The sequence below is a fragment of the Mesorhizobium sp. M8A.F.Ca.ET.021.01.1.1 genome (genome assembly GCF_003998025.1).
In the GTDB taxonomy this organism is placed as follows: domain Bacteria; phylum Pseudomonadota; class Alphaproteobacteria; order Rhizobiales; family Rhizobiaceae; genus Mesorhizobium.
This window is the reverse complement of record NZ_RZSJ01000229.1, coordinates 1-8,828: the sequence shown is the minus strand read 5'-3', so window position 1 is coordinate 8,828 and position 8,828 is coordinate 1. Positions and strand designations below refer to the sequence as shown.

Here is an 8,828-nt window from a genome sequence, read left to right as displayed (position 1 = left end):
GCCCACGCAATAAGGAAGCACGGCGGCTCTTTCCTTCTCCCACAACAAGGGGAGAAGGAAGACCGCTGCGTTAAACCGGCCGATACACCCGCTCCGCCGTATTCCAGAAGATATCCGCCTCGGCGGCCGGACCGTGCTTCGCCACCGCATCGCGGTGCGCCTTGATCAGTTCGGCGTGGCTGGTCCACAGCTTTTCGATCGGGAAGTTCGAGCCGAACATCAGGTGATCGGTTCCGAGAATGTCGATCGCGTTGTCGACGATATAGGCGATGAGAGCCGGGTCGTTGCGGTGGACGAAAGTGCCGAGACCGGAGAGCTTGGCATAGAAATTGGGCGCAGCCGACAGCGTGCGCAGGCCGGCCTTCCAGGCCTCGGTGGTTTCCGTGTCCATGCCGGTCAGCATGCCGGCATGGGTGAGGATGAATTTGGTTTGCGGATTCTCGCCGACCAGCGCCAGTCCGTCCTTCATCTGGGCGGGGAAGAGCTGCAGGTCGAAGGACAGGTCGTAATCTTTCAGCCGCGCGACATTGGCGCGCACTCTCGGGTCGATCACCTGGTCGGCCGAGGCGGCGAAGCGGAAGGCCGGCGTCTCGTGCCAGTGCAGCTGCATGCGCACGCCGCGCAGCAGCGGATATTTTTTCAAGCGGTCGATCTGAGACCTGACATCGTCGACCGTCATGTCGGCATAGCCGACGATGGCGTGCGGCCAGCCGGTTTCATCTGCCGTTTTCTGCAGGAAGGCGACTTCCTTTTCGAAATCCTCCTTGGCCCAGTTGGTCTGGACATAGACCGCTTTTTCTACGCCGGAACCCTGCTGGTCGGCGAGAAACTCCCCGATCGGATAATCGCGGCGGATCGGCTCGTAAGGGCCGAAGATGCGCGGCACCATCGGCCCGACCAGCCAGGGCTGGTCCTGCTGGCGCCAGATGTGGAAATGCGCGTCGATGGCTTTTTGCATCACGATACCCTCTTCCAGATTGCCGCCGCCACGGGCGCGGGGCGGGCAAGCGACAGGATGAAATCGGTGAGACCGGCAAGTGACGAGCCGTCGACCAGATCGTCAAGCACTGGCAGGATGGCACTGAGCGCGGCGGTCTCCGGCCGGAAGCGCGGGTCGCCGGCCAAAGGGGTCGCCAGCGACAGCCGGAAGGCGCGGGCGCTCAGCCGGCGGATGGCCGTTTCCAGTTCGGCATGATCGCCGCGCTCCAGCGCGTCGGACAGGATGACGACGGCCGCACCGCGCGCAAAGGAGGAGAAACGCGGCACGGAGAGGAAGGCAAGCAGCGTCGGCCCCATGCGGGTGCCTCCGTCCCAGTCGTCGACCTGGGCGGCCGCGCGCGCCAGCGCCTGGTCCCGGTCGCGGACGCGCAACGCCGTGGTGATGCGGGTCAGACGCGTGCCGAAGGTGAATATTTCTGCCCGGTCAGCACCCTGAACGGCGGCATGCGCCAGCTTGAGATAGTCCGCTGTGTGCAACTTCATCGAGCCTGAAACGTCGATGAGGATCAGCAGCTTGCGCGGCACGGTCTGGCGGCGGCGCAGCAGCGGCGAGGGGACATCGCCATCGGCGCTGACGATTTCCCTGAGCGAGCGGCGCAGGTCGAGCTTGCCGCGTGAATGGGTGCGCACCGTGCGGAACGAGCGGCGCGCGGGGAGCGCGGATGACAGTTGGCGGTGAAAGGCGGTCAGCCTGTCATCGTCGCGTTGGAAGTCGCGGGTGCTCAACTGCTCCAGCGCCGAGGACAGTTCGCCGCCTTCTTGTTGCTGCTCGGCTTCGATCCGTTCGTCGTCGGCGCCGCCATCATCCTTGATGCGGGTCTCGTCGTCGGCGTCGCCTTCGACAACGGCTGACGTGTTGCCGTAGAAATGGCTTTGGAAATGCGCCTCGAATTCGTCGCGGCGATCCGGCGGCGGCGCCAACGTGGCAAGGGCCGCCTCGCGGATATCGGCCATCGAGCGGGGGCCAAGCAAGGTTATCGCCTGCATGAAGCCGGAGGCTTGTTCGGGGGCAATGGCGAAACCGTACTGGCGCAGCAGTCGGGCGAAGCCGAGGAAGGGTGCCGAGGCCGGAGGTAGGCTACGGTCGCGCGGCATGGCAGAAATATTCCGACCGTTGCGTTCCTTCGCGCCCCCCTCTGTCCTGCCGACGTTAGAGACAGAGGCTCGTTGACTCCCCGCATCACGCCAGCGCCTCCTCGACGATGCGGCCTAGCTCGGGCGCGATGTAGGAGAGGTCTTCCTCGTCCTTGATCAGCACGCCGATGGCGCGGCGGAAGGCTTCCGGCCAGGGGCTACCGCCTTTTTCAAGAATGGTCGCGGCATTGGCCCATTCGACGGCTTCGGCGATGCCGGGTGGCTTGGCGAGCGGCCGGGCGCGGATGGTCTGTACAGCCGCCGCCACGGCGCGAGCAGTGGCCTGCGCCACATCGCCGGCGCGCAGCATGATGATGGCGGCCTCGCGTTCGGCGTCGGGATAGCCGATCCAGTGGTAGACGCAGCGTCGACGCAGCGCCTCGGCGAGTTCGCGGGTGCGGTTCGACGTCAGGACGACGATCGGCTGTGCCTCGGCGCGGATGGGGCCGCGCTCGGGAATGCTGATCTGGAAGTCGGAGAGGAACTCCAGCAGCAGCGCTTCGAATTCATGGTCCGAGCGGTCGATCTCATCGACCAGCAACACGCGCTGCTGCGGCGCCTTCAGCACTTGCAACAGGGGACGGGCGATGAGGAAACGGTCGTCATAGATGTCGATCTCGTGCTCGCCGGCATGACGGATGGCGAGCAACTGGCGCTGATAATTCCATTCGTAGAGCGCGTGCGCGGCGTCGATGCCTTCGTAGCATTGCAGCCGCACCAGATCGCGCCCGAGCAGCGCGGCGATCGCCTTGGCCGCTTCCGTCTTGCCGACGCCCGGCGCGCCTTCGAGCAGCAGCGGCTTGCCGAGCCGGATAGCAAGAAAGATGGCGGTGGCGAGGCTTTCGTCGGCCAGATAGCGCGAGGCGGCGAGATGCTGTGCCACCGCCTCCGGCGAGGTCGCGACAGTCTCGGTGTTCACCTCGGGCATTTTCGGCACTCAGTTCGCTTGCGCCTTGAGCGCCCGCAAAATGCGCTCCGGCGTGATCGGCAGCGTGTCGATGCGCACGCCGACGGCGTCGAAGACGGCATTGGCGACCGCCGGTATTTGCGGGTTGGCGCACATTTCGCCCGGCCCCTTGGCGCCATATGGTCCGTCGCCGGACGGACGCTCCAGAACGATGATTTCGGTCTCGGCGAGGTCGCCGGGACCGGGCATCAAATACTGGTTGAAATCGGTGCCGCCATGGTCGCGGTTGGGATAATAGGGCTCGGTCGTCTCGTAGAGTGCGTGGCTGATGCCCATCCAGGAGCCGCCGACCAGCTGCTGCTCGACCATTTTCGGGTTCAGCGCGCGGCCGATCTCGAAGACGTTCTTCACGGTGAGCACGGTCACTTCGCCGGTCTCGTCGTCGACCTCGACTTCAGCGACCGTGCACGCATGCGCGTAGCAGGTCGACGGCTTCATCGCGCCGGTTTCCTTCTCCGGATAGGAGCGGGGGATCAAAAACATGCCGCGGCCGGAGATCGAGCGGCCGCGTTTGAAATGCGCCGACAGCGCGACGTCGAAGATCGAGATCGACTTTTGCGGCGCGCCCTTGACCAATATGTTGCCCTGGCCGTCGGTTTCGAGGTCCGAGGCATTCACCTCCAGCTCTTCAGCGGCCACTTCCAGCATCACCTGACGGGCCTCCATGGCGGCCTGGATCACGGCATTGCCAGCGCGGTGGGTGCCGCGCGAGGCGAAGGTGCCCATGCAGTGCGGGCCGGTGTCGGTGTCGGCGGTGTCGACGACGACGCGGTCGGTCGGCACGCCGATCGTCTCGGCGCAGATCTGCGCCATGATCTGCTTCATGCCCTGGCCGAGATCGACGCTGGAAAGCGTCACCATGAAATTGCCGGTCGGGGTCGAATGCACCAGCGCCTGGGTCGGATCGCCGCCGAGATTCATGCCCGTGGGGTAGTTGATCGCGGCGACGCCGCGTCCACGCCGGATCGCCATCTCAGGCTCCTTTCTTGTAGGAGGACATCGCCATGTATTTCTCCGCCACCGGCCAGTTGGCGGCGCGCGCTGCTTCCTGCATGCACTCGATCAGTGCCGCGCCCTCGGTCGGCTGGCGATGCGCTTTCATGTCGCCGTCGCGATAGGCGTTGATGAAGCGGAATTCGAGCGGGTCCATGCCGATCAGCCGGGCCAGCTTGTCCATCTGCACCTCCAGCGCGAAGTCGCCGATGGTGACGCCGAAGCCGCGCATGGCCGACGACGGTGTGCGGTTGGTGTAGACGCAGTAGGTGTCGATCCAGACATTGGGGATGGTGTAGGGGCCGGGATAGTGCCCGGCGCCCTTCTGCGCGCCATAGGGCGAGTGGCGAGAGTAGGCGCCGGCATCGGTGTAGCCTGTGACTTTGCGCGCTACGATGCGGCCGTCCTTCATGACGCCGTCCTTGATGACGACTTTTTCGGCCGCGCGCGGCGAGGAGATCTGCATCTCCTCCTCCCGGCTGTAGATAAAACAGACCGGTCGCCCGGTTAATTTTGCGCCGAGGATGGCGATCGGCTCGACGATGACGTCGACCTTGCCGCCAAAACCGCCGCCGACGGTGCCGCCGACGAAATGCAGCTTCGAGCCCGGCATCTGCAGGATGATCGAAGTGTTGTCGAGGGTGAAGAACATCGCCTGCGTGTTGGTGTAGCAGGTGAAGCGATCATTGCCTTCGGGCGCCACGACGCAGCCGGTGGTCTCGGTCGGCGCGTGCTCGATGGGCGAGGATTGATAGCTTTGCTCCAGCACGTGATCGGCCCCGGCAAACCCCGCCTCGACATCGCCGAAGCGCACCTTGCGGCACTCGCCGCTATCATAGAGGTAATAATTCTGGCCGTGATATTCGTTGACGATGGGCGCGCCGGGCTTCAGCGCTTCCTCCATGTCGAAGACCGCCGGCAGCACTTCGTAGTCGACCTTGACCTTGGCGGCGGCTTCCTGGGCGGCCCGTTCGGTTTCGGCCAGCACCGCCACCACGGCCTCGCCCTTCCAGCGCACCTTGCCGTCGGCCAGGACCGTCTCATCCTCGGGACCGATCTGGATGAGGATCAGGATGGTGTAGACATTGTGCGGCACGTCCTTGGCCGTCAGCACCTTGACGACGCCCGGATGCATCTCGGCCTCGGAGGTGTCGATCGAGCGGATGCGGGCATGGTGGTGCGGGCTGCGCACCATCTTCAGATGCAGCATGCCGGGGAAGTTACGGTCGGCGAAAAAGGTGGTCTTGCCGGTGACATGGCCGGGCGAATCCGAGCGTGGCCGGGCCTGGCCGATCTCGTGCAGATCGTCCTTGCGGACATCGGCGAAGTAGCTCTTGCGCAGTTCCATTCTTTTGGTCCCTCAGGCCGCGTTCTGCGAGTTGGCGCGGGCGGCGGTGAGCACCGCCTGGATGATCGGCTCGTAACCGGTGCAACGGCAGATGTTCCCGGACAGCGCTTCGACGACCTCGTCGCGGCTGGGGTTGGGCGTGTGGTCGAGCAGCACCTTGGCGGCCATGATCATGCCCGGCGTGCAGAAGCCGCATTGGCTGGCGAAAGTGTCGAGGAAGGCGCGCTGCAGCGGGTGCAACACGCCGCCTTCGGCAAGGCCCGATGTGGTGGTGATCGTTGCGCCGTTGCAGGTTTCGGCCAGCGTCAGGCAGGAGAGCCTCAACTCGCCGTCGACGATGACGGAGCAGGCGCCGCACGTGCCCTGGTGGCAGCCGCCCTTTGGCGAGGTGTCGCCGATCTTGTCGCGCAACGCATTGAGCAGCGTCGTGCCGCTGTCGACGAATTCGGCCTTTTCAGAGCCATTGAGCGTGAATTGAACCGGGACCTTTGCCATTCTTCCTCCTTGCGCGCCTGCCCCGCAGGGCAAGCGCGCGCCCCCCGACGTGTTCATTTTTGTGCTTGTCGTTCTCCCAGAACCGCTTCACACTTTTGGGCGACAGGCATCAGCCGAGCAGCAGCCGGCCGAGATGGACCGGCAGCACTTCGGCGCGGTACCAGGCGCTGGCGATGGGATCGGTGATCGGCGCGGCGCCTTCGGTGGCGGCGGCCAGCGCTGCCGCGATGCCGTCTTGATCAAGCGTTTTTCCCAGCAGTGCGTTTTCCGCCGCCCTGGCGCGCACCGGCCGATCGGCCATGCAGCCGAGCGCGATCCGCGCCGAGGAGACGGTCCCGTTTCCAGCCTGTTCCAGAACGATCGCAATGCTCAGCACCGAGACCCCCTTGGGCTTGACCCGAGACACTTTGAGGAAGCGGAAACTGCCGGCCCTCGGAAGCATGAAACTGACCGACGTGACGATGGCGCGGCTGTTGTCCCGCCCGGCCAGGAAGGTTTCGATGGGCGTGTCGCCGTCATCGGTGCCGACCGTTGCGTCGAGCGCCAGCAGGGCTACGGCAAAATCACCATAGGGCGACGGCGCGAACAGATTGCCGCCGACAGTCGCCATGTTGCGGATCGCCGGACCGCCGACGGCGCGCGCGGCCTTGGCAAGGGTACCAAGCTCCGGATGGCGGGCGATCTCCGCCATGGTCGCCGAGGCGCCGATGCGGACCTTGCCGCAGGACAGGGCGATGGTGGACAGGGCTGGGTCGGTGGCGCGGACAAGAGTGGCGACGGAGATATCGCCTTCATTGGCGGCTCGAACTACAAGCGTCCCGCCGCCGAGATAGCGGCTGCCAGCCGCCGTCAGCGCAGCATTGGCGTCCTTTACCGTTGTAAAAGTCTGCAGCGCCAGTGCCATGGCCCGCTCCTTCAGCTCTGGCCGGCGAAATGGGTCTTAAGGGCATTGAAGCCGCCCTGGAAGACATTGGCGCCCATGCCCTCGGCCAGCTTGTCCGCATCCTCGGGGGCCGCGTCGAAGCTGGCGGTCCATTCGGCATAAGTGCGGTCGCCGTCGGTGACGCGCCTGAGTTGCAGCGTCGCCTTGTGGTTGGTGAGCGGCTGCGGCGTCTCCAGGATGGAATAGCTGACGAGGAAATCGTCATCGGAAAAGTCGAGCAGTTTTTCGCGCAGGCGGGCACCGCTGGCGAGCTGGAAGTTGCGCACGCAGCCGATCGTGGTCGCATCCTTGCCGTCCTCGATATGGCTCTCGACCATGCGCGGGTGCCAGCCCGGCAGCCCGTTGAAGTCGCGTATGCGCGCCCAGACCTTTTCGACCGGCGCGTCGATGACGCTGGAGATGGTGACTTTGGGCATATGGTGTTCCCTTGCGGAGTTCGTTGCGGCAAGGGTAGGGCGCTGGAGCGGGCAGCGCTTATCAATGCGTCTTGAGCGCGTATCAACCAGTCTGAAAAACAGATGGCGCCGACTCAGGCCGTGGCCCGCGCGGCCTCGCGGTAGAGCGTCGGCGGCACGCCGACATGGTCGCGGAAGAAGCGCGAGAAATTGCCCTGCGTGGTGAAGCCGAGATTGCAGGCGACCGAGATCAGCGGCTCCTGCGACCATTGCAGCTGCCGCACCGCTTCCTCCATGCGCAGCGTGTTCCAGTAGACGTTTGGCGTCAGATTGGTCTGTTCCTTGAACAAGGCGAAGAAATGCGGCCGCGACAGGCCGACGCTGCGGGCTACATCGTCGAAGGAGATGCGCTCGCAGACATTGGCCTTCATCAGCTGGATCGCCTTGCGGACGCGGAAATCCTGCATGGTGCTGATGCGGCCGCGCGCTTCCTGCGGCGCCGAGGCGTCGGCGGCATCGAGCACCGAGTCGATGAAGCGCTCGATCTCGTAGTTGGCGACGTCGTCGACGCTTTCATTGTCGGTGAGATGATCGAGCAGGCTGGCGGCGGCCTGGTGCAGCCACGGCTCGAGCGCGATCGCCGCCTGTGAGAACAGCGGCGCGCTGGACGGCAGGTCGCGGCGGCGGCGCGCCCAGTCCGGGTCGATGTAGAAGGCCAGGAACAGGCCCGGCCGTCCGTCCTGAGACAGGACGTGGCTATGCGGCTGGAGCGAGTTGATGCCGGCGGCGGTACCCGGGCCGAGGCGGACCGTCTCACGGCCGATGGTCATCTCGCCGGCGGTGCCTTCGAGCCAGATGATCAGATGCGCCTCGACATGGGCATGGGTGACGAAGTCGCTCGCGACATTCAGGACAGAAACATGTCCGAACCGGCCCCAGTAGAGCCTGATCGCTTCCGTCATGGGTATATCCTCCCGCAGGCGACTGGCCTCCCTTCGCCTGCAGGGGGATTGTGCGGCCGGTTTTCGGTATCCGTCAAGGCATCGGTCCTTGGCCGAAACCAATGGCGGTCGGCTTCAGCCGATTTTCAGACTGAGCGATAGGAACCAGAACGAATAGCGCTTCGACGACGTGCTCTCAGTCGCTGCGCCTGAAATTGCGGATGCGGTCGAACAGAACCGCCAGCAGGATGGCGCCGCCGATGAAGGTGCCTTGCCAGAAGGCGTTGATGCCAAGCAGGCCAAGGCTGTTTCGGATCACCTCGATGAGGGCAGCACCGACAATGGCGCCGAAGGCGGTGCCGACGCCGCCGGCCAGATTGGCGCCGCCGATGACGGTGGCGGCGATCACTTGCAGTTCCATGCCGTTGCCGAGATTGGTGGTGACGGCGCCGAGCCACCCGGTCTCGATGATGCCGGCAATGCCGGCTGACAGCGCCGAGATCATGTAGACGGCGACCTTGATCTGCTTGACCGGTACGCCGGTCAGCGTCGCCGCGTGCTCGTTGCCGCCAATGGCGAAGATATGGCGGCCGAACTTCGTCCAGCGCAGGAT

10 protein-coding genes are annotated in these 8,828 nt (G+C 65.0%); all 10 read right to left on the bottom strand.

Annotated features, from left to right (window positions below; translation table 11 throughout):
- Positions 1 to 70 precede the first annotated feature (70 nt).
- Positions 71 to 958, bottom strand: coding sequence for an amidohydrolase (locus tag EOA36_RS18545; RefSeq protein ID WP_189553265.1), 888 nt, complete (start codon positions 956 to 958; stop codon positions 71 to 73).
- On the bottom strand, positions 958 to 2,094 hold the full coding sequence (locus tag EOA36_RS18540; RefSeq protein ID WP_127278871.1) for a VWA domain-containing protein: 1,137 nt from the start codon (positions 2,092 to 2,094) through the stop codon (positions 958 to 960). The genes EOA36_RS18545 and EOA36_RS18540 overlap by 1 nt, the downstream gene beginning before the upstream one ends.
- Positions 2,095 to 2,179: 85 nt before the next feature.
- Positions 2,180 to 3,061, bottom strand: a complete 882-nt coding sequence (locus tag EOA36_RS18535) for a MoxR family ATPase (protein ID WP_127278870.1) — start codon at positions 3,059 to 3,061, stop codon at positions 2,180 to 2,182.
- Positions 3,062 to 3,070: 9 nt separating this feature from the next.
- Positions 3,071 to 4,072 carry a molybdopterin cofactor-binding domain-containing protein gene (locus EOA36_RS38820; RefSeq protein ID WP_127278869.1) on the bottom strand — a complete coding sequence of 334 codons (1,002 nt, stop codon included), beginning with the start codon at positions 4,070 to 4,072 and terminating at the stop codon, positions 3,071 to 3,073.
- A 1-nt stretch (position 4,073) separates the two neighbouring features.
- Positions 4,074 to 5,441 (bottom strand): xanthine dehydrogenase family protein molybdopterin-binding subunit, encoded by a 1,368-nt coding sequence (locus EOA36_RS38815; RefSeq protein ID WP_127278868.1) that lies wholly within the window; start codon positions 5,439 to 5,441, stop codon positions 4,074 to 4,076.
- A gap of 12 nt (positions 5,442 to 5,453) precedes the next feature.
- Positions 5,454 to 5,936 carry a (2Fe-2S)-binding protein gene (locus tag EOA36_RS18520; RefSeq protein WP_127278867.1) on the bottom strand — a complete coding sequence of 161 codons (483 nt, stop codon included), beginning with the start codon at positions 5,934 to 5,936 and terminating at the stop codon, positions 5,454 to 5,456.
- 109 nt (positions 5,937 to 6,045) lie between these two features.
- Positions 6,046 to 6,840: an FAD binding domain-containing protein gene (locus EOA36_RS18515; protein WP_127278866.1), complete on the bottom strand. Its 795-nt coding sequence runs from the start codon at positions 6,838 to 6,840 to the stop codon at positions 6,046 to 6,048.
- An 11-nt stretch (positions 6,841 to 6,851) separates the two neighbouring features.
- Positions 6,852 to 7,295 (bottom strand): SRPBCC family protein, encoded by a 444-nt coding sequence (locus EOA36_RS18510; RefSeq protein ID WP_127278865.1) that lies wholly within the window; start codon positions 7,293 to 7,295, stop codon positions 6,852 to 6,854.
- 113 nt (positions 7,296 to 7,408) lie between these two features.
- On the bottom strand, positions 7,409 to 8,236 hold the full coding sequence (locus tag EOA36_RS18505; protein ID WP_127278864.1) for an AraC family transcriptional regulator: 828 nt from the start codon (positions 8,234 to 8,236) through the stop codon (positions 7,409 to 7,411).
- Positions 8,237 to 8,411: 175 nt separating this feature from the next.
- Positions 8,412 to 8,828: ABC transporter permease (locus tag EOA36_RS18500; protein WP_145969212.1), on the bottom strand; the 417-nt coding region annotated here is incomplete at its 5' end.

Bases quoted from the DNA above. Each gene is read 5' to 3' on its own strand.
- EOA36_RS38815 (WP_127278868.1), bottom strand. From the start codon at position 5,441: ATGGAACTGCGCAAGAGCTACTTCGCCGATGTCCGCAAGGACGATCTG.
- EOA36_RS18540 (WP_127278871.1), bottom strand. From the start codon at position 2,094: ATGCCGCGCGACCGTAGCCTACCTCCGGCCTCGGCACCCTTCCTCGGC.
- EOA36_RS18545 (WP_189553265.1), bottom strand. From the start codon at position 958: ATGCAAAAAGCCATCGACGCGCATTTCCACATCTGGCGCCAGCAGGAC.
- EOA36_RS18515 (WP_127278866.1), bottom strand. From the start codon at position 6,840: ATGGCACTGGCGCTGCAGACTTTTACAACGGTAAAGGACGCCAATGCT.
- EOA36_RS18505 (WP_127278864.1), bottom strand. From the start codon at position 8,236: ATGACGGAAGCGATCAGGCTCTACTGGGGCCGGTTCGGACATGTTTCT.
- EOA36_RS38820 (WP_127278869.1), bottom strand. From the start codon at position 4,072: ATGGCGATCCGGCGTGGACGCGGCGTCGCCGCGATCAACTACCCCACG.
- EOA36_RS18510 (WP_127278865.1), bottom strand. From the start codon at position 7,295: ATGCCCAAAGTCACCATCTCCAGCGTCATCGACGCGCCGGTCGAAAAG.
- EOA36_RS18535 (WP_127278870.1), bottom strand. From the start codon at position 3,061: ATGCCCGAGGTGAACACCGAGACTGTCGCGACCTCGCCGGAGGCGGTG.
- EOA36_RS18520 (WP_127278867.1), bottom strand. From the start codon at position 5,936: ATGGCAAAGGTCCCGGTTCAATTCACGCTCAATGGCTCTGAAAAGGCC.